Source organism: Ignavibacteriota bacterium (assembly GCA_016713565.1).
In the GTDB taxonomy this organism is placed as follows: Bacteria; Bacteroidota; Ignavibacteria; order Ignavibacteriales; family Melioribacteraceae.
Genome location: JADJOX010000001.1, coordinates 385,899 through 412,004, shown reverse-complemented (window position 1 = coordinate 412,004; position 26,106 = coordinate 385,899). Strand labels below are relative to the sequence as shown.

Annotated in this window: 15 protein-coding genes; 3 read left to right on the top strand and 12 right to left on the bottom strand. The window is 32.3% G+C overall.

Annotation, left to right across the window (positions count from 1 at the left end; all coding sequences use genetic code 11):
* Positions 1–233 precede the first annotated feature (233 nt).
* The 3 genes from glpK to IPK06_01685 are packed head-to-tail and all read left to right on the top strand — an operon-like array spanning position 234 to position 4,017.
* Positions 234–1,724, top strand: a complete 1,491-nt coding sequence (glpK, locus tag IPK06_01695) for a glycerol kinase GlpK (protein MBK7978729.1) — start codon at positions 234–236, stop codon at positions 1,722–1,724.
* 15 nt (positions 1,725–1,739) lie between these two features.
* A complete protein-coding gene (locus IPK06_01690; GenBank protein MBK7978728.1) occupies positions 1,740–3,299 on the top strand; it encodes a glycerol-3-phosphate dehydrogenase/oxidase in 1,560 nt (519 codons plus the stop codon).
* Between the two features lie 10 nt (positions 3,300–3,309).
* Positions 3,310–4,017, top strand: a complete 708-nt coding sequence (locus tag IPK06_01685) for an aquaporin family protein (GenBank protein ID MBK7978727.1) — start codon at positions 3,310–3,312, stop codon at positions 4,015–4,017.
* A gap of 76 nt (positions 4,018–4,093) precedes the next feature.
* Here the strand turns inward: IPK06_01685 and IPK06_01680 are convergent, their stop codons facing one another.
* From IPK06_01680 to IPK06_01625, 12 genes are all read right to left on the bottom strand, one after another.
* Entirely contained in the window at positions 4,094–4,840 is a 747-nt protein-coding gene (locus tag IPK06_01680) for a glycerophosphodiester phosphodiesterase (protein ID MBK7978726.1), read from the bottom strand.
* A gap of 84 nt (positions 4,841–4,924) precedes the next feature.
* Positions 4,925–6,310, bottom strand: a complete 1,386-nt coding sequence (locus tag IPK06_01675) for a DUF1080 domain-containing protein (protein ID MBK7978725.1) — start codon at positions 6,308–6,310, stop codon at positions 4,925–4,927.
* 106 nt (positions 6,311–6,416) lie between these two features.
* On the bottom strand, positions 6,417–9,332 hold the full coding sequence (locus IPK06_01670) for a T9SS type A sorting domain-containing protein (GenBank protein ID MBK7978724.1): 2,916 nt from the start codon (positions 9,330–9,332) through the stop codon (positions 6,417–6,419).
* Between the two features lie 78 nt (positions 9,333–9,410).
* Positions 9,411–12,377, bottom strand: coding sequence for a TonB-dependent receptor (locus tag IPK06_01665; protein MBK7978723.1), 2,967 nt, complete (start codon positions 12,375–12,377; stop codon positions 9,411–9,413).
* Positions 12,378–13,413: 1,036 nt separating this feature from the next.
* Positions 13,414–13,971 (bottom strand): D-lyxose/D-mannose family sugar isomerase, encoded by a 558-nt coding sequence (locus IPK06_01660; GenBank protein MBK7978722.1) that lies wholly within the window; start codon positions 13,969–13,971, stop codon positions 13,414–13,416.
* A 7-nt stretch (positions 13,972–13,978) separates the two neighbouring features.
* The gene (locus tag IPK06_01655) at positions 13,979–14,920 is read right to left on the bottom strand and encodes a carbohydrate kinase family protein (GenBank protein ID MBK7978721.1); all 942 of its coding nucleotides are present in this window, start codon (positions 14,918–14,920) and stop codon (positions 13,979–13,981) included.
* Position 14,921: 1 nt separating this feature from the next.
* Entirely contained in the window at positions 14,922–15,779 is an 858-nt protein-coding gene (locus IPK06_01650) for a class II fructose-bisphosphate aldolase (GenBank protein MBK7978720.1), read from the bottom strand.
* Positions 15,780–16,498: 719 nt separating this feature from the next.
* Positions 16,499–17,596: a hypothetical protein gene (locus tag IPK06_01645; GenBank protein MBK7978719.1), complete on the bottom strand. Its 1,098-nt coding sequence runs from the start codon at positions 17,594–17,596 to the stop codon at positions 16,499–16,501.
* Positions 17,597–17,616: 20 nt separating this feature from the next.
* On the bottom strand, positions 17,617–18,846 hold the full coding sequence (locus IPK06_01640) for a hypothetical protein (protein ID MBK7978718.1): 1,230 nt from the start codon (positions 18,844–18,846) through the stop codon (positions 17,617–17,619).
* Between the two features lie 11 nt (positions 18,847–18,857).
* On the bottom strand, positions 18,858–20,879 hold the full coding sequence (locus IPK06_01635) for a hypothetical protein (protein MBK7978717.1): 2,022 nt from the start codon (positions 20,877–20,879) through the stop codon (positions 18,858–18,860).
* Positions 20,879–24,016, bottom strand: a complete 3,138-nt coding sequence (locus IPK06_01630) for a glycosyl hydrolase (protein ID MBK7978716.1) — start codon at positions 24,014–24,016, stop codon at positions 20,879–20,881. The genes IPK06_01635 and IPK06_01630 overlap by 1 nt, the downstream gene beginning before the upstream one ends.
* A gap of 36 nt (positions 24,017–24,052) precedes the next feature.
* Complete coding sequence (locus IPK06_01625; GenBank protein MBK7978715.1) at positions 24,053–26,095, bottom strand: alpha-galactosidase; 2,043 nt, start codon at positions 26,093–26,095, stop codon at positions 24,053–24,055.
* Positions 26,096–26,106 lie beyond the last annotated feature (11 nt).

Below are 26,106 nucleotides of genomic sequence, written 5' to 3'. Positions count from 1 at the left end.
CAAAATATTTTACATTTTTTGCAATAACTAAAATTAATTTAAAATAATTATTACAACTTCTTCTTTAGATAATAATTATAATATCAATTATATAATTATTCATTTATTGCTATTATTCAATTATTTTGAACTGCCAGACAAGTTTATCCAATAAATTTATAATATTTTATTAAGTTGAAAATTACCTTAACGGAACAAACTGAATTTATACAAATATATTTTTAAAGGACAAAATGGACAAATATATTTTAGCCATCGATCAAGGAACAACAAGTTCAAGATCTATTATATTTAATAAAAGCGGCCAAATAATATCAGTTGCACAAAAAGAATTTAAGCAATATTATCCGCAACCAGGATGGGTTGAGCACGATGCTAATGAAATTTGGTCAACTCAAGCCGGAGTTACTGTAGAATCAATTACAAAAGCTGGACTCACTTCTGAGCAAATTGCAGCTATCGGAATAACAAATCAAAGAGAAACAACCTTAATTTGGGATAGAAAAAGTGGAAATCCTATATACAACGCAATAGTTTGGCAAGATAGAAGAACGTCCGACTTTTGTTCAAACTTAAAGTCGCAAGGCTATGAAAATAAAATAAAAGAAAAGACTGGACTTATATTAGACGCATATTTTTCTGCTACAAAAATAAAATGGATATTAGAGAATATTCACGGAGCCAAAATTAAAGCAGAAAATGGCGATCTTGCATTTGGAACAATAGACAGCTGGTTAATTTGGAAGTTAACAAATGGAAAAAAACACATTACGGATATATCAAATGCAAGCAGAACAATGTTATTTAATATTCATACAAAAGATTGGGATGATGAAATTTTAAAATTGTTAAACATTCCTAAAAATATTCTACCTGAAGTAAAATCATCGAGTGAAATTTACGGCGAAACTTCAAGATCTTTATTTGGCAATCAAATCCCAATTTCAGGAATTGCCGGAGATCAACAATCCGCATTATTTGGTCAGATGTGCATTAAACCGGGAATGATTAAAAACACTTACGGTACCGGAGGATTCCTTGTTTTTAATACAGGAGATAAACCTATTTTTTCAAAAAATAATTTATTAACTACAATTGCTTGGGAAATTAATGGTAAGGTAACCTATGCTTTAGAAGGCAGCATCTTTATTGCCGGAGCGGTAGTTCAATGGTTAAGAGATGGTCTGGGAATAATAAAGAGCTCGGAAAATGTTGAAGAATTGGCAAATTCTGTTAGTGATAATGGCGGAATTTATTTAGTTCCTGCGTTTGCAGGATTAGGCGCTCCTCATTGGGATCAATATGCACGGGGAATAATTGTTGGAATAACAAGAGGCACAAACTCAGGACATATTGCACGTGCGGCTTTAGAAGCAATTGCCTATCAAACTTCAGATGTTCTAAAGGCTATGGAATCCGATTCTGGGATAAAAGTTTCTGAATTAAGAGTTGATGGCGGAGCAACATCTAATAATTTATTAATGCAGTTTCAATGCGATATTTTAAACATTCCACTAGTTCGACCAATGATTTCAGAAACAACGGCTCTTGGTGTAGCTTATTTGGCGGGTTTGGCAATTGGTTATTGGAATGACTTAGAGGAAATTTCTAATCAATGGATTATTGGTAAGAAATTTGAGCCAAAAATGGATAATAGCGATATTGAAAAACTCTTAAATAATTGGCAGCAATCTGTTATCAGATCAAAAGGTTGGCTGCAGTAAAGGATGGTATTACAAATGAATCGAGAGCAATTCTTGGAAAGGGTTGAAAATAAAAATGAGCTTTGGGATTTAATTGTAATTGGCGGAGGAGCAACAGGACTAGGAACAGCGTTAGAATCGGCATCTCGCGGATATAAAACTTTACTTTTAGAGCAGCATGATTTTTCTAAATGCACATCCAGCAGAAGTACAAAATTAATACATGGCGGGGTAAGGTATTTACAGCAAGGTAACATAACCCTTGTTCTTGAAGCTTTACATGAAAGAGGACTGCTACTGCAAAACGCGCCTCATCTTGTACATAGTCAAGATTTTATTGTGCCTAATTATGATTGGTGGAACTATCCGTTATATGGAATTGGGTTAAAAACATATGATCTTTTGGCGGGTAAATTAAGTTTAGGAGCTTCTAAATTATTAACAAAAGAAGAAGTAATTAACCATATTCAAAATATTAAAACTAATGGTTTGCGCAGTGGAATAATTTATCAAGATGGACAATTTGATGATTCTAGATTAGCAATAAATTTAGCTCAAACAATAGTTGAGCAGAATGGAATTGTACTAAATTATTTTGAAGTCGTTTCTTTAATAAAAAAAAATGGAATTGTAAACGGAGTAATTGCGGTAGACAAAGAATCTGAAAAAGAATACTCTATAAAAGCTAAAGTTGTAATAAATGCTACAGGAATTTTTACAGATAACATATTAAAATTAGATAATCCAAATACAAAGAATATAATAACGCATAGTCAAGGTATACATTTAATTTTTAATAAAGAATTTTTTCCTGGAAAAACTGCAATAATGATTCCTCATACTGAAGATGGTCGAGTTTTATTTGCTGTTCCTTGGCACAATAAAATAATTGTTGGAACAACGGATACAAAAATTAAAAATGCAGTTTTAGAACCAATAGCGTTAGAAAAGGAAATTGATTTTATTCTTGAACATTTGCAGAAATATATTTCAAAATATCCAAATCGAAAGGATATAAAAAGTGTTTTTGCGGGAATTAGACCACTTGTAAAATCATCAAATAAAAAAGCTACATCTTCAATTTCAAGAGACCATAATATATTTATTTCCGACTCAAAATTAGTAACAATTACCGGCGGAAAATGGACTACTTATAGAAAGATGGGTGAAGATACAATTGATCAAGCTGTTTTGGTAGGAAATCTTGAGCAAAGACAATCAATAACAAAAAATCTGAAAATTCACGGCTACTTGAATAACGCGGATATTACTGATCCATTAAGTGTTTATGGCTCAGATATGAAAGAGATTAAAAATCTTTCAGAAAATAATATAGGTCTTTCTGGAAAAATATCAGAAATATTTTCAATTACGAAAGCGGAAATTATTTGGCATATAAAAAATGAAATGGCAAGAAATGTTGAAGATATTTTGGCAAGAAGAACTAGAACACTTTTTCTTGATGCAGAAGAAAGTATAAAAATGGCGCCTAAAATAGCTAAAATAATTTCATCGGAACTTAACAAATCATTAGAGTGGGAAAAAAATCAAATTTTAAGCTATTGTAAATTAGCGAGTAATTATTTAGTCAATTAATGGAGAAATTATGATTCCGTTTCTAGCTGAAATTATTGGTACTGCACTTCTAATAACATTAGGAGATGGAGTAGTTGCAAATGTTGTATTAAAAAAAACAAAAGGAAATGGCTCCGGTTGGATTGTAATCACATTTGGATGGGCAATGGCTGTTTTTGTTTCTGTGTATTGTGTTGGATCATTTAGCGGAGCTCACTTAAATCCAGCCGTAACAATTGGTTTGGCTATAACAGGAAAGTTTGCATGGAATACTGTTCCAATATATATTTTAGGACAAATGATTGGATCATTTATTGGGGCAACTATTGTTTGGCTTCAATATAAACAATACTTTCAAGAAACAGAAGATAAAGATTCAAAATTAGCGGTTTTTTGTACACAACCCGCTATAAGATCATACGCCAATAACCTACTTTCCGAAATTATCGGAACTTTTATATTTATTCTTGGAGTTTTACTAATTACTGCGCCTGAGGTTGGAATTGGATCTTTGAATGCATTGCCCGTTGCATTACTGGTTTTTGCAATTGGTCTCTCTCTTGGTGGAACAACAGGCTATGCAATTAACCCGGCAAGAGATTTGGGTCCAAGAATTATGCATTCAATTCTGCCCGTAGCAAATAAAGGAGACAGCGATTGGAAATATGCATGGATCCCTGTTATTGGTCCAATAGTAGGTTCAATTTTATCTTCACTTATTTATCTATTAATAATATAAAGGATAAGTTTTATATAAATTAGAAATATTTTAATTATTATTTAATATTTAAATTAAATAAATTTAACAATATTCATCAATTTTTAATTTGACCAAGAATTTCTTTTAATTTATCTGGATAATTGGTAATAATATTATTTACTCCCAAATCAATTATTCTTTTCATTTCATCCTCATCATTTACCGTCCATACATGCACTTCTTTGTTATTCTTAATTGCTTTTTCCATAAACTCATTGTTAACAAGGTTATAGTGAACACTTAAAATTTCAATATCGGATTTAAATACATCAATATTTTCCGGTAATGATTTTAAAATATATCCTACTTTTATATTTGGATTTAATTCCTTTACTCTACGGATTTGAGAAAAATCGAATGAAGTTAATATACAATCTGAAGTAAATTTCATTGTTTCAACTATTTTAACTACTTTTTCAGCAAGTTTTTTTTCATGCCCATTTGTTTTCAATTCAATATTTAATTTAATTTTCCCATTTACATTATTTATTACATCTGATAATTTCGGAATAGGTTCATTTTTAAATTTTTCATTAAACCAATATCCAGCGTCTAAATTTTTTATTTCTGAATAACTAACTTCCCAAATATTCTTATTAATACCAGTTGTTCGTTCTAATGTATTATCATGAAGAATTATTATTTCTCCGTCAGAAGTTTCTTGTGCATCCAGTTCAATATAATTTGAACCCATAATAATAGCAGTCGTAAAGGCGGACATAGTATTCTCCGGAGCATAACCGGATGCACCTCTATGTGCAGTAATTGAAACAAAGTCTTTTTGATTAAAACTAAAATTCATAAATAAATTTAATAAAACTATTAATATCACAAATAATTTACCTTACAATATAGGATTGACTTCCTAAACTTAAAAATCAATAGATTAGTTTAATTCTTTAATTTTTATATTTCTATAATATACTTCATTTCCATGATCTTGCAATAATAAATGTCCTTCTTCAAAATCTCCAAAATTCGGCCAATCTTTGTATTTACTATAATCAACTAAAGCTTCCCATACTTGATTATTACGTTCATATTCAACAACTTTAATTCCATTGAGATAATGCTCAACATGATTTTTATTAACAACAATTTTAGCTCTATTCCATCCATACTTATTTACTCTTTTAGCATTATTTTCATTCGGCGCATAAAGTAAAGCATTGGGAGAAATCAAATCGTATAAAGATGCAAGTGTTCTGTTTCCATTTACTCCTAATTTAGCATCCGGATGAAATTCATCATCTAATATTTGATATTCACAGCCGATTGCGGAACCTTCGGCTAAATTAAGTTCTGTATTTACAAAATATTTAATTCCGCTATTCGCGCCTTTTGTTAATTTGAAATCAACTTCCAATTCAAAATTCTTATATTTTTTAACGGTAACAATGTCTCCGCCATTTCTAGATTCATATCCGCCACTATCTAAAACTGTTAAAATTCCATTTTTTATTTGCCATCCTTTTTCGGGAAAATGTTCCATTTTGGCTCCACGCCATCCGTTAGTAGTTTCCCCATCCCAAAGTAATTTCCATCCTTCTGAAATTTCTCTTTTTGTCAATTTATTTGAAAGATAACTGATTTGTCTAATTGGGTTATTTTCATGTGCAATTTCTTTTTGCAAATCTATGTTTTTGATTCTAACATTTTTAAATTTTACTTTTCTGCCATTTAATTCTTCTTTATCTATACTATGAACTTGCAGAGCAATTATTCCTTTTGGACTCAAATCATCAATTAAATCTGAAGTTTGAATTCCGTTAACCCAAACTCGAATGTTTTCATTCATTGCTTCAACTTTGTATTTATTCCATTTACCATTTTGAAAAGCTTTTTTACCATTTTGATTGCATTCTAAATTATAAAGCCAGCCCCTTCTTCCTTCATCGTAAATTCCTCCGGACCAACTCCTTTTTGATGGATCTATTTCGACTTGATATCCATAAACGCTGCCGCCATTTATTTCAGGAGATTTTGCACTTCTAATCTGAACTCCGGAATTTAATTCTTCATCAATTAAAACATCAAACTCCAATACAAAATTATCAAACTCATTTTCGGTAACTAAAAAAGTATTGTGAGAATTGAATTTTGATGTACCTACAATTACGCCTTCAACAACTTCGAAATTAGCTTCACCATCAACAACTTTCCAACCTTGCAGATTCTCACCATTAAAAAGAGGAACCCAACCATTTTGCGCTAAGCTGATTTTGAAAACACTTATAAATAATATTAAACAAAAAACTATTTTCGATTTCACTTAATTGTTTACCCTTAATTATTAATTTTAGAATTGGTTCATAATTTAAATAAGAATTCCTCCATCAAAATTAATTTTAATGGAGGAACTTTAGATTAATATCAGATTATTTCAATAATGTCATCTTTTTAGAAGAAACAAAATTTTGGCCATCAATACCAGTTGCATTGATTGTATAAATATAAATACCGCTAGTAAGTTGAGATGCATCAAAATTATAAGAATGAATTCCTGAAGATAAATTCTGCTCTTTTAATTCAAAAACTTTTTGTCCTAATATATTAAAAACGCTTAAGCTAACAATTGATTTTTCCGGTAAGCCAAAACTAATTGTTGTTGTTGGATTGAATGGATTAGGATAATTATTATTCAACATATATGAAACAGGAATTTCATTTATATTGCTTTCAATACTTGTAATAACGCTTCCCCATTCTGCGCCAATTGGCTTGCTATCTGTACCGATAAATGCCGGATTGCTTGTTGTGTATGATGCGTCCAATTCATTTAACCAATATTCTGCGTTTCTTCTATCCATATCCACTTCAGTTGTCGTTATCATTCCTCCGGCTAATTGGGCTACTGCCAATGGTCGATACCAATTCATTACTTCTATCATCACATTTGGTATATTGGTCAAGGTTACTTCTGCATCAGTAAACGGTGTGCTGCCAGTTACTTTTGACGCTAACCTAGGAGCTAATGCCGGAGCCGGTGTAACATTATTTGCCGTCATATATTCTTTTACTGTTTGATCGTATGCTATTATGTTATTACTCATCAAATATGTTGGATTATATAAATCATTCGGCTGTTCTATTATCAATGGATTTACCGGATTTCCATCTGGACCAACTTCACTTATTGAGGATATTTCTGCAAACCTTTGCTGGTCGGCTGGATCTACTCCTAATGTCATTGGGTTATAAAATAAATTATTTGTGATCTTTACACTTCCGCTTATATCGCCTAAATAGATAAATCCATAAGCTCCTGTATTATGAACTATCGTGTTATGATCTAATTCCAAATAATTTACATAGGCTGTATTTGAATTTGCGGCAGCTCCATAGTGTCTTATTAACCTGTCATAACTATTTACCATTGTACAATTTCTGAATATTACTGTATCTGTTATGCCATTACGAAAATCTATTATTCTTCCATTTCCTAAATTATCCCGTGATAATTGTCCCGCATTTGCTATTATTGAGTTTGTTACCTGTACTTTTCTTGCTCCGCTATTTGAGCGTATTATTGTTTGTCCTACATTATTTAGTACACAGCCATCTACTACTAAAACTTTTCCTGCCGCGCCTGCTCTTAACAACTGTCCGTTCATTGTGTATAAAGGATCCGGTTCTGTTGTTGTTAAGTCGGGACCCATACCATCTAAATACAAATTATAGACATATGCATCATCATTTGCATCCAATATTCTTCCTAATTCACCATTTGCATCCGGCCAATTTCTTATTATTGGCAATGTTCCCGTTCCTGATTCTGCTGCTAATTTTATCTCAAAACCAATATTGCTAATTTGTCCATTTACAAAATAAGTTGCGCCTCTTTTAAAAATATATGCGTTATGTGCTTGAGAACCGTCTGAAAGTGTATCTCCCAAAATTATTTGATTTACAAATCCTTCATTTTCTTCTATAACTTTCTCATTCCAAACTACTTGTTCTTGGTTTACTTTACTTCCCCAATCTGCGCCAATTGGCTTGCCATCTGTACCGATAAATGCCGGATTGCTTGTTGTGTATGATGCGTCCAATTCATTTAACCAATATTCTGCGTTTCTTCTATCCATATCCACTTCAGTTGTCGTTATCATTCCTCCGGCTAATTGGGCTACTGCCAATGGTCGATACCAATTCATTACTTCTATCATCACATTTGGTATATTGGTCAAGGTTACTTCTGCATCAGTAAACGGTGTGCTGCCAGTTACTTTTGACGCTAACCTAGGAGCTAATGCCGGAGCCGGTGTAACATTATTTGCCGTCATATATTCTTTTACTGTTTGATCGTATGCTATTATGTTATTACTCATCAAATATGTTGGATTATATAAATCATTCGGCTGTTCTATTATCAATGGATTTACCGGATTTCCATCTGGACCAACTTCACTTATTGAGGATATTTCTGCAAACCTTTGCTGGTCGGCTGGATCTACTCCTAATGTCATTGGGTTATAAAATAAATTATTTGTGATCTTTACACTTCCGCTTATATCGCCTAAATAGATAAATCCATAAGCTCCTGTATTATGAACTATCGTGTTATGATCTAATTCCAAATAATTTACATAGGCTGTATTTGAATTTGCGGCAGCTCCATAGTGTCTTATTAACCTGTCATAACTATTTACCATTGTACAATTTCTGAATATTACTGTATCTGTTATGCCATTACGAAAATCTATTATTCTTCCATTTCCTAAATTATCCCGTGATAATTGTCCCGCATTTGCTATTATTGAGTTTGTTACTTGTACTTTTCTTGCTCCGCTATTTGAGCGTATTATTGTTTGTCCTACATTATTTAGTACACAGCCATCTACTACTAAAACTTTTCCTGCCGCGCCTGCTCTTAACAACTGTCCGTTCATTGTGTATAAAGGATCCGGTTCTGTTGTTGTTAAGTCGGGACCCATACCATCTAAATACAAATTATAGACATATGCATCATCATTTGCATCCAATATTCTTCCTAATTCACCATTTGCATCCGGCCAATTTCTTATTATTGGCAATGTTCCTGTTCCTGATTCTGCTTTTAACGTAATTATAAATCCCACATTACTAATTTGACCATTTACAAAGTATTTTGCCCCTCTTTTAAAAATATATACGTTATGTGCTTGAGAACCGTCTGCAAGTGTATCTCCCAAAATTATTTGATTTACAAATCCTTCATTTTCTTCTATAATTCTCTCTTGTCCCCATGTTGTTGATATTACTATGAGAGACAGGAAAATTATAATTGAATAAAAACGTAATCTGTTTCTTTTCATATTTACTCCTTTGTGTTATTGATGTTTTTACTTTATAAATATCAAAATGTAAGTTTTTAATTTTATTTAATTTTTAAATTAAAGATTTAGTTGAATACCCAAATCCGCACTAATACCATATAAATAACCTCCAATATCAAGATTTTTAAAACTTAAGTATCCACCTTCAATAGTGTTTGTAAAATTATTAACGTTACCAAAAACCGTAATATTTTCTGTAATTACTTGTTTGATTGCAAGATCCCAACGAGAAAAAGCTTTTTGATACTGATCTTGATTTTCCAAATTACTTATATATGCAAGGTACGGCCCTTGAAAGTATCCGGAGACTCTGGCAGAAAAATCTTTGTAATCATAACCAACAGTTAAATTAGCTGTATAATCTGTTTGTCCATTTAATTCTCTTTTAGTATAAAAGTATGTTGCTATTGGTGGTTTTGGTGGGAAACCCGTCGGTTGAACTAATTTAAATCTAGGGTAAATTGTTTCCGACATTATTATAGAATAATTGGCACTGACAACAATATTTTGAAGAAGACCGGGCAAAAAGCTTAAATGCGACTGCAAATCTACTTCAAAACCCCAAACTTTAGTATTATCAGTATTAACAGGTTTATCAAGTGAATATTGTCTGAATGGTCCATATTCGGATAGCGGCAACCCTTGTTCAATTGCATCATTGTCAGTAAGCAATTTAATGTCGTTCAGCCAATAAAAAATATTATTTATATTTTTGCTGAACCCTGATAATGTTAGTAGTCCATATTGAGTTACATAAAAAGAAATATTGGCATCATAGTTCCATGATATGGCAGGTTTTAAATACGGATTTCCACTCGTAATTTCTTGTGTTTGATTGTTTATATAAAGTGAAGGCATTCTCATTAAATAATCCGGTCTTGAAATTGATTTACTGACAGCAAATCTTAAATCTAACCAATCTAAAGGGGAGATCTTTAAATGAGCATTTGGCAACCAATATTCTTTTTTAAAATTAGATGTCGTATCTTTTACATTTCCCGCTTGTCCTTCAAATTCGCCTAATATTCTAGGGGCAAATTTTCCTGTATAGTCATTGTTTTCAATTTCATATCTAATTCCGCCGATTAAAGTTAATATTTGACCTGCATTCAATTTAATCATTGAATAACTGCCCTGAACATTTTCGGTAACCGAATAGATATTTCTCACACTTACTAATTGATTATAATATTCATTACTTTTTCCGGTTTCATTTATGCCATATTTATTAAATTCGTACCAGCTTCTAATTCTTTCTTCATCAATTAATGGATTTAACAAATAGCCTCCGTCTATTGAACGCGTATCATAAGGAGGACCAGCTAAATAATCGGTTAATAAAGCTTTGGGATGGTTTGGCCAGTATGAATTAGTCCAATCTTTTTCTACAATATTTCCATTATCATCTCTGTAATAATCATAAATACCTCTTAAATAGTATATACTTTCTTTTTCGTTGTAATTTCGATTCCTTGTTTTTTCTCTAAATTTGTAACCGGCTTTAATAATTCCCGCAAAACTATTGCTAATTTCAAATGGATATTCTAAATCAATTTTAGCGTCATAATTTCTTTCATTATTAGATTCTGTATGAAAAAAACCACGATCCAATGTTGCTTTATCAAATGCATTAAATGCATAACCAATTAAATTTTTTCCCGGAAGTTTAAGAACATGTGTGTCGTCAATATTCTGCATTCCAGAAGTTGTTGACTTACTTTCATAAAATCTCATTGTATGGTCAAATGGTGTTTTGGCTTCAGAATAGGCATGTGCAAAAGCCCAGTTTATTTTAAGTGAACTTAAATGATTTTCCCCAACAAGAGAATTATTCAAAGTCGATATATTATAATCCGCAGCTTGTCCAATATATGTTACCGTTCCGTCAACTGTATAATTTCTATTACTTGTAAATCTATCTCGCGAAGTATAACTATAGAAATTAATAAACTTAATATTGCCATCATCGCCTGTGTTAATATCCAAATTTAAATTTCCGCCGTATCTTTTTCTGGTTTCATCATCAAATTGTACGGTAAGACTGTTAATCTTATAATCCTCATTTGCAGGAACCGTCCAACCATCTGTATGTAATTCCCTGCTTCTATCTCTTTTTTCAGTATTTAACCCAGCTTGCAAACCAAGTAAATTTTCAAAGAATCTGTTGCTATATTGTGCAGAAGCTTTATATTGTTTTGCGGATTCAGTTAAACCGCTATAAATTCCAAAAAGATCAATTGTAATTTTTTGCTGAGGTTTGGCTTTACCGGTTACAAGGTTTACAACTCCCGCAATTGCATCTGCATCTTGATCTGGCGTCAATGCTTTGTATAATTCAATTCCAGACAAAGTACTTTGAGATATTAAACTTAGATCAACATCTCTTCTTTCCGCTCCTGTGGCAGGAATTTGAATTCCGTTTACGGTAATATTTGCAAACTTTGGATCCAAACCGCGAATCATTAGCTTTGATGCTTCTCCTCCATCACGTTGAACTGCGACCCCGGGCAACCTTCCAACAGACTCAGCGGCATTGGCATCTGGTAATTCCTTAATTTTTTGTTCGGAAACCACGTTTACAATTTGATCTGATGTAACTTGTTGATTAATTGCTTGAGCTTGTCCTTCAAGCTGACCGGTAATGGTTACAACTTCTCCCAATTCAAAAAGGGCTGATTGCAGTTTGATATCTAAACTAATGGTTTTATTTGCCAGAATTTCTATTGGAATTGATTGTTTTACATAACCAATATATGAGACTACAACCAAATATTTCCCCGGAGATATACTGGGAATTCTATATTCTCCGTCCAAATTTGAAGAACTTCCAATTGCAGTCCCTTCTAAAAAAACATTGGCGCCAGGCAATGGTTGATTTGCGGAGGCATCAACAATCTTTCCTTGCAGGCGCCCTGAATTTGACTGCGAATATAGGAAATGAAAATTTGAACTATTAAGCAGGATAATCACTGTTAAAAGTCCTGTGGTGAAATTTAATTTGCAACGATGGTAATTCAATTTCATGGTTTAATCCTTATGTAATGAATAAGCCTTAGAATTTTTATTTCCTATACAAAATATTTTAAGAGTTATTTCTCTATTGGATACTTAATTTATTTATTAGCAAATTAGAGGATAAAATAATTAATAATTAAAATTGGTTCTGGTATTGGAGTTCAAATTATTTGGTTATATGTTTTATTATTTTAAAAATCACGAAATCAAAATATTATGCGCTAAGAACCATCAATTGTAACTCAATACTGAAATATTATTTTAATAACTGCGATTTGTATTTTTGATATGTTGTTATAAACTAGGCTGGAAAGTTTGAAATAATTTATACAAAAAATTGAGTGAAGTATTTTAAAGAAAATAATATTTAGCCTTATTTTAAAACTCAATAATGCCAAAAATTACTTTTTTTGAAAGTGTTAAATTCGACAATGTTATCATATTTATACGTAAACAATTATTTGACAAAACAATTTGCATTGATTTATTATTTAATTAATATCCGCTCATTTTCATCAAAGAGAAGTTTTAATTTATATAAATCAATTTCTTCAACATTATTTAGGATAATTTAAGACGAATTCCTGAAGATAATTTCTAAACAAATCAAATTTATATTTTTACATCAAATGTGAGTTTTGGACTTGTACTTTCAGTTAGACATTTAAAGCCACAAGGGTTACTATTTCGCGTTTCATTTTGAAGTTTTATAAAAAAATCTTTCATTATGTCAACAGAATGACCACAAAAACAACTTTTCCTAAAATCCCAACATTTAACTTACTATCTTCATAAATAAGCGCTAAAATACTTGTACATCTATAATTAAAAAATTTTTACATCCGAGTAATCTTTAATAGTACTCATTAATATTAGAATTAGTTTAATAATTTTCGACTAAACCCAATGTTTTAACTAATATTATAAAATATCTTTTGTATGATAAAAACTTTATCATGATTTTTTTCAAAAACAAGTAAATTAAATCTGATAACGGATTCTTTACAAGATGATATAGGATTCCGCTTGAAATTTTCAATGATAATTAAAAATTATTTACATCTTCTATTTCTGGAATTCTACGAATTTTTGGATCAGTGAAATAATCAAACTCGTCACTGCTTTTAGTTGAAAATTCTGAAATTATAGCACCTTCTTCTCCTGCTTGAAACCAATGAAGAATTCCAGGATTAAGAGTATACTGATCACCGGGATTTAAGATAATTTCCTTTTTTACGGTAAAATTATTTTCTTGTCCTTTAGGCAATTTACAAGAAATATTTTTCGAAGGTTCGCCATCGATATAAAGATACACTTTACCAAACCTGCATCTAAATGTTTCTTCTTTTCCTTCTTTGCCGTTTATATCCGGGTGCTTATGCTCCGGGCAAATTTGATAAGGAAAAAGTACAAGCTCTTTTGCACAACATCTTTCAGTATTTACATAAACTAGAATTTCAAGACCAATTTCATTTAGTTTACCCAAGCCAAAATCGGCAACTTCTATGTTTTCTTTTTCAGAATCTGAAAGAACAATTCCAGCTTTCGTAAAATAGATTAACGCTCTTTCTCTAGCGGATATAAATTCCGATTTACTTAACATAAATTCCTCATTTATTGTGATAATTAATAAAATTTATGATTTCATCCATTTTTTTTATTCCGGAGGTTGCTCCAACCTTCATTACGCAATGAGCGCCAACTGCGTTAGCAAATTGCCCGCAAAATCTAAGATCCCAGCCCTTTAATAAACCGGTAATAAATCCAGCGGCAAACGCATCTCCCGCGCCTGTTGTATCAACAACATCAATTCCTTTAAATGCATCAATAAAGAATTTTTCACCGTTTCGATTCTTAATAAAACAGCCCATTGAACCAAGTTTAATAACAACTGTTTTAACTCCTCCTTTTAAAAATACGTTTGCAATTTCTTCAGGTTCATGTTTATCCGTAAGCATTTCTGCTTCTTCAAAACTCGGAATAAAATAATCTAAAAAAGGCAAACAAGGTTCAATTAATTTCATCCATTTACCAGTCGAATCCCACGCGGTATCCATTACTGTAATTATCCCGGACTCGCTAACCATTTTTAATAAATTAGCGGTAGAATCTCCATCAAATTTCGGCATTAATAAAGCACCTGCAACAAACAATATTTTAGAATTGAGAATTATTGATAAGTCAATATCCTCCATTGTAAAATCTGCATTTGCGCCAAGTTGATGTATAAACGACCGTTCACTTTTAGAATTAACTAATACAATAGAAGCCGAAGTTTTACTTGTTTTGCTAATTGAAATACCATTCACATTAACGCCATTATATTTCATATTACCAATTACAAATGAACCAAGTCCATCTTCACCAACTTTTCCAATAACGGCGGTTTTTACTCCAATTAATTCAAGATCAACCGAACAATTAGCTGCGCACCCGCCCAAATGCATTTCAATTTGTTCTACAATATCTAGCTCACCCTCTTTAGGCAATTTATCAACAGCCTTAGCTATCACATCGGCAACGATAATGCCAAGACATGTAATTTCGTGCAATTTAAGCCTCACTATAGTTTTTTGTAAGTCCAAACAAAGTTATTTTTTCTTTAACAACATCCTTCATACACTTTTCAGCAAATTCGGAATATTCAAAACAATGAACTTTTTTATTTTCATTTAGATATTTTCTTACTCCTTCTGCTGCCGCAAATGACATTTCTGTAAATATATTTATCTTTCTAATACCTCGTGAAATACATTCATTAAAGTCATTATTAGAAAGTCCAGAACCTCCATGAAGTACAAGCGGAATATTTACTTTACTATGAATTTTAGATAATCTGTTTAAATCTAAGCATGGTTCTTTAAAATATTCCCCATGAATTGTTCCAATAGCTACAGCAAGCGCGTCTATACCTGTTTTAGCAACAAATTTTTCAGCCAAATCAGGATCAGTGTAATATTCTTTATAGTTATCCTCGCCACCGCCTTCACTGCCTCCAACATGACCCAGTTCTGCTTCTACAGAAATATTTAGAGCTTTTGCCACTTTTACAATCTCTTTTGTTTTCGAGAGATTTTCTTCAAAATCAAGAATTGAACCATCAAACATTACTGAAGTAAACCCTAAGTTCATAGCCTTTATAATAGTCTCATAATTAATTCCATGATCTAAATGCACAGCCACAGGAACTGATGACCTTTTTGCCGCGTCGATCATTAAAGGAGCGATTAATTCAAGCGGAGCATATGGCATATGAACTTCTGCCAAAGCAATAATAACTGGAGAATTGCATTCTTCTGCGCCCTTAATAATAGCTTTTAGACTATCAGTTCCAACAACATCAAACATTGCGACTGCATTGGACTTTAATTCCGCTTCGGCTAAAATTGTTTTTAAATTCACTAGCGGCATTTTTTGAAAACTCCTCTTTTTAAATTTCGTTTGGATCTTATAAACTTACTTACAGCAAATTTTTATTCTTTTCTTTTGAATTATTGGAAGAAACAAATTCCAAATCAATGAAATGTGAAAGAATTACACACCAAAATTCACATTTATTCACAATCATAATCAAATCATTACTAAGTACAAAAAGTATGTTTGTTAAAAAAATTGCAAGTAACTCAACTAAGACTATTTTAATTATAAATTATTTCCTAATAATAAAGTCTGTAACTATAAAATAAGATTATAATTTCTATATTGGATTTTATTGTTAATGTGAATTTCTTAATTATCTATTAAAGATAATATTATAAGGAAATATTAACTTGTTCGTAGGTTTACAATTTGGGTTTAAGAGTAATATTTCTAATTCTTATTTGTATAATTATGCTGCCTATTTGTAAAGAACTTTTTTCTTCATTCTCAAATCAGTGATATTTATCATAAATAAATGAATTTGTGAAGGCATTTTTTTGAGTTGTTGTGCTTTAATATTGAAATTAACAATCTAATCCATCCGTAAATAGTTTTTTTTAGCAGTGAGATTTGTTTCCAATATAAATTCTCATAACATTTTAATTTGCATAAATAATAGCAATATCCGGCGATAAAGCGACTATATTTATTAACTTATAAATTATATAATGGATTAAACTTAAATAATCTTTAATACTTTTAGGTAATAATTATTTTTTTTTAATTGGAGGAATTAGCGGTAAATTTAGCCAGGCTAAACCAATATCACGATTTATATGAGTTTTAATATCAACCGATTTACCAAAATCAGATTTGCCGTCGTATAGTATTGCTAATCGTTTACCAACTTGAATTACAGATGGTAGTCCAATTATTTTTGACCATTTACAATTTAATGAATCAAGTACAACCGCTTTATTCATCACATTCCAATGATTAATGTCATTTGTCCAGTAAACCCATACTGCATCTGTATATTCTCTATTGTTATTTAATCCAACATGATTTGTAAATAAAAAATATGTCTTGTTATGCTCTTCATAATAAATAGATGAATTTTCAATTTGTTCTTCTAAAGGAACAATTGGATTTTTATCAATATCCCAACTCCTATCAAGATTTTTGGTTCTTGCAATTCCAATTGTTCTCTTAATTGGCTTGTCTGTTCCGGCAGAAAAGAACATTAAATACTCTGTGCCATGTTTTATTATGCATCCAGGGCTTGAAGTTGCTGAATAATAAGTTTTTGGTTCATTTACAAAAGGAGTTATATTGTATTTTTTTTGCCATGGTCCAAACAATGAATTGCTCTCAGCTTTCATGGTCAAGTATGGAAAAGAAGGAACATATTCCGGAGGACCTGATGTATTCGGAGTTCCAAGATAAAACATATGCCATTTATCACCATCTTTGTACACAGTACCATAAGAGGAAGATGCGCAATCTGCACTGCCGGGTTTACCAAAGTCAATAATTTTTCCTTTGGAAACCCAGTTTTGTAAATCTTTACTAACTGCAAGACATGTAAGCCAACCTTTTGGTCCAGCTCCATCATAATGCATATAATAATTACTTTCAAATTTCCAGACCCATATATCTCGAGCACCTAAATAATCACAACTATCCGGACCCATACCGTGTTTAAAAACAATTCCGGCATCTTCAGCATTCATTCTGAATTTTGCCGATGGTCGATTATCAGAATAATTTATTATTTTATCCGCAGGAATTATTCTTGAACTTTTATCCAAAAACTGAGAAAAGTTAATTGAGTTAATTACAATTATCAACAATATTGTTTTTTTCATTTTATCACTTCACAAATATGTTAATGCATATTAAACGGGTTCTCATTTTTGTCCAAACAATCCGTTGCCTGTATAATTGCGTTCGGATTTTCGATGGTTAGTGGTTTATCAGCAGTGTAACCCCACATTCTGCATCCATACAGAGAAATTGTAAGTTTTTCATTTCCTTTTACTAACATAAAATCTTTTGATGCTTCGAATGTACTCAGAGCACCGTTTAAACCGGAAAACGCTTCAACATTTGTAAAAGAAGTGTGTCCTAGTCCTTCAATTACAATTGGGTGCACATTATTAATATCATCGCCTGTATTTGCAATTATCGAACCCTGAGCTATTTGCCAATTTCGGTTTTTGTTATTATTTCCAAGTTTATAAATTCCAACAGTAACACAATCAAAGTTAAAATTTGTCATTTGACCATATGTTGCTTCACCAAGATAAATTCCGCCGTAAGTTCCGAAAGTAAAGACATCAATTATTTGCGCATTATCTGTATTATCAATAAAATAAGCAAATGTCTTTTTTGCAACAACTGCATCAATTACATTTTTAGAGAAGCTTCTGTTTAAATATGACATATTTGCCGGATTTATATGACAATGCAGAATTCTTGGAATATCATAGCACCTATCAATTTTAATAAATTGACCGCTCAGCGGATAACCGTAGCAATGCTCAAATAATATCTGTTCGCAAGGATGTTCTTGCAAGGCACTAAAATCCATTGCAATGTATTCACCGTAAAAAGTAAGGCATGATAACGTAACACCGTTTACATTACTTTTATGACTTACCTGAATTGTAGGTAAATATTCAATAATTTTATTTAGATCTGTGACCGTTTGATTTGGATACCAGAATTGGATTCCTTTTATTTGTGTCGACCCTTCAACAGTAATAAAAACATTTTTTTCATCTTCAATTTGAAAAACACTGCCAACAGGATGTTTTCTTTCCTTGTCACATGTTCCTCTGCCTACCGGTCCGTGCACGCCAATCAATGATACGTTCTGCTTTAGAATTATACCGCCGTCTATAAGATACGGCTGTTCTGTCGGTTCTACAAATAATGCCGCACCTTGTGAAGCAGCCCAATCTATTGCTTTTTGAAGATTTATTTTATTTACAGTTCCGTTATTTTCAGGTAAAACTCCAAACTTTTGAATTGATTTCATGGGTGCGTAGCTTTGTGAAAACAATATAATTGGTAAAAATATTAATATTGAAAGAAATTTTATTTTATTTATCATTTCAAATACTCCTATTTAACTATGATGATTGAATGAATATCAAGTTTGTTAATCTTTACTTTTATTTCCCCATTTTCATAAGAATATTTAAGCGATATATTTTCTGGTTCCAGCATAACTTGTGTTGGTTTGGAACTCACTTTAACTTTTACATCAAACGGACCAATTGATGGAATGTTATCGTAACGAGCAACACGCGTATTTGCATGCGGACCCGATAAGTTAATTAAATTTATTGCAAGTTTATTTTCAAGTTGATTTACTGTTAAAACAACATTTTCATTACAACTAATTTCAACTTTGGGATTAGGAAATAATTTTTTAACCAATGCATTTATAAAATTTCGATATACAGGATTATTCATTCTCAAGTAATTTTTTCCAATACTAAAATAAACGCCCGCAATTTTACCTTTACCAAATTGAGCAATTGTGGCTGCCGGGGAAGAAGTAAAACGAAAATCCGGTTCGTTGTAAATTTGACCGAAAGTTTCCGCTGAAATCTTTGGAGAAAAAGGCTGGTAAAGTCCGCTTAATCCGGCCATATTTCCATTCCACGCCAAGTTTTTAACAACTACCGAAGCTGTATCTTTCATTTCAACATTTAATTGATCTGCAAACATTCTTGTCGCTTCGGCTCCAACTACTAATAAGTTTCCGCCGTTATTAACATAACTTAATAATACTTTCTTAAAATCTTCCGATAAGTATTGTGTTTCAGGAATTACAACGAGTGGATATTCATTAATTCTTTTTTCAAGATGATGTTCCATTAATATTTCAACAGCGTTTTGTGAGTCAAGCAGCAGATTCAACATTCCTTTTAATGGATCTTGTATAAATCCTGAACTTGAATACAGCGGCTCCGAATTCTTCTCAAAATTTGCGGTAGAATAAAGAAGCGCAATTTGAGGAATCGGTTTTGCATTTTGAGTAAAAGGCTGCCTTTCTCGGCAAAATTCACTTACACTATGAAGTGTTTCAAAAATCCATGGTTTAATAGATGCATCTCTATTTTGGGTTGAATACATTTGAAAACCGCCTCCCATAGAAATTACAACAGCTGCCGCTTGTTTAAGTTGTACCGGTGATTTGTAAATATGGGCACCTTCATTATCATGTGTAAAACTCCATACCATTAAATCCCAGGGTTTACCTTGCGAAGCAATACAGCGAGATTCAAACAATCCACTGTATAAACTATTGTTTGGATCAAAGTCGCCTGAAATAAAATCAATATTCACATCAATTGGTCGAGGCATAAAGGAGGAAAACGCCCAATTACTTGTAATTTGGAATTCAGGATTATATTTATGAATTTCATCTACATAGTGAGCAATATAATTTCTGAAAACATTTCTATTAAATGTTTTGAATTCAAGCATATATTTATCATTAGAATAATACGGTACGCTTGTTATTCCCGTTTCATTATGAAATGCGTCCAACATTTTTTTACTATAATCCAAACCTAACGCCCAACTTTCACCATCGATCCATGCTCCATCAATTTTGTAATTATCAATTAGTTCTTTCATTTGCGGAATAAGTAGTTCGTTTACATAGGGGCTTAAAACCGAGATATTTGTTTCACTAATTTTACCATCCCTATTAACAGCAGCCCATTCCGGATGTTTCCTTGCTGCCTCGTTGTCTATTACTCCGGAATAGTGAACAAATAATCCAACTCCATGCTTGGCAGTTACTTCTCGCCAAATTTTATATACATCTTTTACAAATCCCGGTGCGGAATTTCCTATTTTCGTAGGATAACTTGAAATTCCCGGGTGACCTTTACAATCAACTTGAATATAATCGGGTTTAATTAATGTCAACATGCTATCTATTGTTTCAGCTGAAAAAGATTTTCCAATTTGATCATCTTTTTGTGTTGCGTGAAAATCAAAATGCAGTCCGAAAAAACTGTTAGCCCTTCCTATAAATTTTGGATTCGAATTGAGGTTAATTTGTCCTTGCATTTCACAGGCATTAAAAAGAAGCGCAACAATTATTAGATATTTTATTTTATTCATTATTTACCTGTAGATTTTTGAATAGTAATTTTTACTGGTCCAATTAAACCCGACTTCAACAAAGAATCATTTTTAGTATAGAATCTTTTTGGTGTAAATGTAAATCTGCCACTTGTACGCGGCTTACCTTCAAGAAGCCAATCCGGCCATTTATTATCTATCACGCCATCATATGGAAATTGTTCATCGCCTATTAACCTATTTACCCAAAGATTGGCTATTTCAATTTCCAAATTGTTGCTGCCGACTTTTGCGGCGTCTGTAATATTAACATGCCATGGAGCTGTCCAAACAATACCCAGATTCTTACCGTTCAGCCTAATATGAGCTATATTTTTTACTTCGCCTAATTCAAGATACATTTCTGAATTATCAAATTTGAAATCATCTAACGACAATTCAAAGTTCTTTTTATACATAGCTAGTCCGGAATAATATTTTATTCCATATTCAAAACGCTTTGTCCAATCCGAAAGTTCATTAAAATTTATTCGTTCCGGCCCGCCCCACTTGGGATCGAAAGAAACTGTCCATCCATCTGTTAAATTTTTAATTGTAGTCGTTTCCAAAATATTCTTCTTAATTTCAGTATTGATCTGCACAGAACTTTCATTTTTATAGAACACAACAAAATAACTTTGATATGGTTTAAAATCAATTTGTACAGTAGTTTGATTATTATGTTCTGAATAATTGGATAATTTTATAATTTTAGCATTTAAAGGATCCCATAATTGCGGATTTCCATTTTTTATTCTAAAAAGACATTCCGCACTAATAGATGAATCAGATTTATTTGAAACAAAAAATATATCACATTCATTGTTGGTATAATGAATATACCGAATCGGAGATAAACAAATAAAGTCTTCTTGAATGCCCAATTTATTTAACAATGCTGCTGTTGCTTCATAGCTTGGGTATTGCTCATCTTTAATATTCGAATTTAATTCACCGCCCCAAAATATTTTCCCTTCGCCATAATTCCTCTGTGATAATTTTAAAGGGATTTCCATTTGTCCCCATAATTTTATGGCTGTAGTTTCAACAAATACATCACAATTGGGATAATTTACCAGACTTGGAGATTGGACCGGCGGATTACCAATTACAACAGCTCCGGCTTTAACTAACGTTTCTATCTTTTCAAGTAATTCAGGCGTCATTGTTTTTTGATCAGGCAAGATCAGTATTTTATATGAAGCTCCACCGGGAAATATAATTTTGTTTTCATTTACGCTTGCTTTTGAAATCAATAAACTTGGAGGACAGCCATCAAAATTAAATCCTTTGTGATCCGGAATAGTATCGTTCCCTGATAATGCTGATGTTGGCGGTCTAAATACATTTGGTGCGCCTTCCGGAGTTAAGTATAAAATATCGGCAACTTTTCTTCCTTGTTGAAGCATATACGAACATCTTGAAATATATTTATGATATTCAGAAACCATTGGCCACCAGGTTTGACCTCTATCCCAATGCACGCCATATGGACCCATAGTCATGCCGGGACGATACTGATTTCCAATTGCTTTATGAGCGAAGGTATGATAAAAAAATTTATTTATGCCGGTTGAAAAAGCCCAATCGCCTTGATTTTTCATTGCGCCGGGATATAATTTCCAAGCTTCCGTTGATTCGGCAGTAAATGCCTCTGCCTGAACCACATTAACACCTAGAAGATTGGCTAAAGATGAGGCTTCAAAACAACTGAATGAAGTATTAAAACCAAAACCTTTACTCCAGAATTCGCACATTGGAATATCAGCAAATGCGCCAAGTTCAAGATCAGAAGTTGGATTCATATCATACGGTTCAATTGATAATCTCATTCCGAACTTATTGCCAAGTTTTTTAAGATGACGGACATGATAATCAAAAATGAGTTCTTGAGAAGTAGTTCTAATATCCCATAAAAATCTTTCTGTTATTTCTTTATTTTCTATAACCTTTCCACTATACGCAGGAAGGTAAAGTAGAGGGTCGTATCCGCGACGAGCTTGAAACTCTTTCCTGAATTCAGAACTCCAGTTTTGCGCGCCCATTTCCCAGCTATCCATATGTAACATAGTCCAACCGCCTGTACCAACTTTCAGTGGATTAACCTTTTTAATAAGTTTTCCTACATATTCCGTGAAATGATTATTAAGCGCTGAGGTATCAAATTTATCACATTCAAAACCTAATCCGGGCAGTGGAGCTGGTCGTGTTACAGCCCCGTTATTTCTCATCCCGAAACGCATAATGGTCCAATTTCCAACCGGTACTTGCCAATTAAGCTGTCCGTCTTTCTGCAATGAATTTGTCAGATCAATAATTTCATTCTTTTTAATTGCCGATATTTCCGATGAAATATTTTTAAATGGTTCGTTTAAATATGGCTTTACATGTTGCACAGAAGAATATGGAGCGCGATAGTATAACGCTTTTTCATCAATATCTTTTATTATGTTATTATTTGAGTCCGTAGGAAAAGCAAGCAGCGCTATATCCTCATAGTAATCATCGCTTAATTTTCTTAATTCATCAGTTAAAACATTTTCGCCAAAAAAAGGGGTTCTGCGTTCCGGTTTTTCAATAGTAATTTTCTGATTTAAACCTCCGGTTACTTTAGTAGAATTATAAACCAAATGCCGCATAGATTCTTCGGGCTTAACCCAGGGACCACCGCTTCCACTCCAACCCGGTCCAATACCGAGAGTAAATGTTATTCCAAGTCTTTCACATTCACGAACCGCATGAACAAAAGATTCTTGCCATTCTTCACTTAAAAAATTAACTGTTCCCCTTGGAACTCCAACATTAACCTCTAGAAATATTACACTGCCAATCCCGACTTCTTTCATTGATTCAAGATCTTCCGTTATTTCTTTTTTGGAAATATTACCATCCATGAAATACCAGTATACTCCAGGCCGCACAGAATCGGGAGGATTTTCAAAATATTCATTCATGCTCCGTTCTATTAATTTGTCTGAAGTTGATCCACATGAAGATATTACAAAATAAAACATTGAAGGCGCAAAAATATGAAAGGAATTTTTAAATACTTTTTTAGACCAATATTTGAGTTTTATTCTAACTTTCCATTGGTCACTAAATCCAAAATGTAAAAATTTTAATTTTCTTAAATTCATTTTATGTTCCATGCGACATTATATTTTCATTAAAAATTATTTTGCCATTTCTTTATAGCTAATAAGTAAAGAACCCGGTTTATCCAAAATTTTAATTTCAATTCCTTCTGTTAGTTCTTTACCTAATTTTATAATTCTAGCTCCATTGTCTTCATAATACAATTCATATTTTGAATCAGCTTCTAATCCATTTAATTTTATTATCATCGAATCGTCCGTATATCTATCACGCCTAAATGCCAATATTATTCCATCTTTCTGATCAGGACGATTTAACTGGTAAGCCAACCACGAGTTGTTATTCATATAACGACTATGTGCGGTTGTTAACGGATAGTAATCACCGTAATAGTATTCTCTCAATCGTTTAAAATCAGAAATATATTGCTGATATGTTTGAATAGTTTCATTGTTGCTGCCATTAACGCTCCAGTTTATAACAGCTAAACTTCCTAAACTTGATCTAAAATAATAATTACCTGTTTTATATAAAGCTGTTCCGTGAAGAGGCAAATATAAATTTAAACCATAAGTATGATTTTGATTTCCGGTCGCGTTCTGTTCCAAATCAGTTCTCCAAAATGGTGTACTTCGGGAAGTTGTTTCTAAATCAATTCTTCTTCCGCCGCTTGCACAGTTATCAATAATCAAATTGGGAAACCGTACGAGTAAACTATCCCAAAAAGCATATAAGCCTTCAATATATTTTGCTTCCGAAATACCAACTCTGTCAGGCGTATCATATTTTTTCCAATAGGGCATAGGATCAAAATTGAAATCTTGTCTATAATAATCTATGCCTTCATTTTTTAAAAAATCTGTAATATAATTTGTAATCCAAAGTCTTGCATCAGAATTTCCAAGGTCGTACAAATATGAATCAGAATTGGATAAACCTTTCAGCCATTCAGGGTGCTCGTTGTAAATTTGTGTACCTTTTTGAACTCGTTCAGGTTCGAACCACACCATTAATTTTGCATTTGAGGAATGAGCTGCCTCGGATACCGATCTAAATCCATTGGGGAAACGTTCTTTATCAATTGTCCAATTACCCACATTCTGCGGCCATTCACCATTTGCTTTATCCCATCCGCATCCAGAGTACCATCCGGCATCAATCCAAAATAATTCCGGTGTAAGTTTAAATTGCTGATATCGTTTTATATGTGCCAATGCTGAAGTTTCCGTTATGCAAGTGTGAACTGTACATGGAAAAGGAGCCCCATCCAATTCGAATGAAACGGACAAAGGTAACTCAGGTTTAATGCCATTAATTTTTCTTGTATGATGAGCTAATATAAACCTCCTAAATTGATTATGACCTATAATTCTATCTTCGCCATTCCAGAACAAAAGACAAATTTTAGGTGTTCTGATTTCTTCTTTTGGATATAATGTTAAATGCATATTTTCCATTCCGGATCTCAAAGAAACTGATTTTTCATCTCTTTGAACTACGTCAGCAAACCATTTACCCGTCCAACCAATTGCAGCAACAATTCCTTGTTTTGCCGGACTTTCAATATTGAAAAATGGAAATGCCGTATTATCTGAAGAACGACCTCCAATGGGAGTCATTAAAATGTTTTTACCAACTTGCATTTTTTCATCGAAAGGTTGAAAATCATTTACAGCAGCATTGCTTCCTAACGAGTGATGAAGTATAAACACTCCGCTTTCTTTATAAGTAAACGTATTATTAATTACAGAAGCATTTTCAATTATTGGGGTTTTTAGAGTTGATGTATTTATAAATCTTAATACATATTCCGCAACATTAAAATCTGAATAATAAGTAGTATAACATTTTACAACTAAGCCGCTTTTATTATCTGTATAAGTATATAAATAATTCTCAACATAGGGTTCATTTGATTTAAGTATTTCTATTTTGTAATCCCAGCTTGTAATAATAGAATCTGATGATATGCCGTTATATACAAACGAGAATGGCGGAATACTCCCTTTAGCAAATTTTTCTTTAAGCCATTTGTTTGCATTTATATTATCTATAGACTGGCTGGAAAGAATAAATGGACATAAAACAAAAAGTAATCTAATTAAAATGGATTTTCTCATTTTCAGCACCA